General features: G+C 50.5%; 1 protein-coding gene. It reads right to left on the bottom strand.

Annotated elements, in window-relative coordinates; translation table 11 throughout:
- On the bottom strand, positions 1-864 hold an 864-nt coding region (locus AAC854_RS22650), incomplete at its 3' end, for an integrase domain-containing protein (protein WP_340619059.1).
- Positions 865-1,076: the final 212 nt, after the last annotated feature.

A 1,076-nucleotide genomic window follows, 5' to 3' on the forward strand; every position in this document is an offset into this window, starting at 1 on the left:
GCTATAAACACGCTCAACATAGCGCCCGCGACCATCACCATGCCCCAAATCCATTGATACCAGCGCCCGTGCTTCCTGACGGCTAAAACCATGTTGTTGGTAAAAGTTCAGCGCATCCTGTGCCCACGCATAACGCAAACTGTGGGGAGAATAACAACCGGTTAAACCAATCTTTGTAGTATGTGTCCGCCAGTAGTTCATGGCCTGCCTGAGATCCGGCTTGTCAATCAACCTACCGCCACGTTGTTTCGCAATGATAATTGCCTGTTCTACAGCCTCTTTTGCCGCAGCAATATTCAATACGCGGGTTTGCCGTGGTCGGCCGCCTTTTGTACCAAAAACCACATGCAGTTTCGGCTCAGGTTGTTCTAACTGTTTGCGCCAGCTTTTCAATGATGCATTGCATTGCACCGCTTCCTGAGAACGTAACCCCATCAATCGGGCGAGTTTCAGTGTGGCGGCAAATCCAGCATCACGCTCAAGCGCTTTCTGATAAACAACCTGAAACGTAGCATCAGGGATCGCCTGTTTCGTTCCGGCGCGACTGGTGCCGCTTAATCCCAATGCCTGATTGCTTAAACGCGGTGAGGTTTCCAATTTCTCCCGGCCAGCCATGCGGAAAATATTACGCAGCGCAGACATTTCATTTTGCACTGTTCGTTTGGCAATTCCCTGAGATAAACGGGCGTCAACGTAATGCTCTACATGTTTGGCTTTCAAATTATTGAGGCTTTTGACCTGAATATTCAGGCTCAGTAACAACGCACCTAAACGTCCGGCGATCCGAATGCGGTCATGGCAGGTCTTATGACTGCCACCACCTTGCCGGGCAAAAAATTTTAATTCTTTAATCAATTGGCTCATCGGCTTCCCCTTGCTGATACCTGACAACATGCGATCTCTGGCGCGCGACCATTCTGGCAAAACAGAAAATACCTGCCTTGTCCTTGATCGATATCTGTGCGCCAGAGTGAACGCAGGTTGAGGTATTGCGGGGTATCGGTTGAGTACGCGGTACTGCCGCCTGCGTGTGCAGGTCATCCCCACCGGCAAAAAGCCAGCCTCGATATCGTCAA

Source organism: Xenorhabdus entomophaga (assembly GCF_037996725.1).
In the GTDB taxonomy this organism is placed as follows: Bacteria; Pseudomonadota; Gammaproteobacteria; order Enterobacterales; family Enterobacteriaceae; genus Xenorhabdus; species Xenorhabdus khoisanae.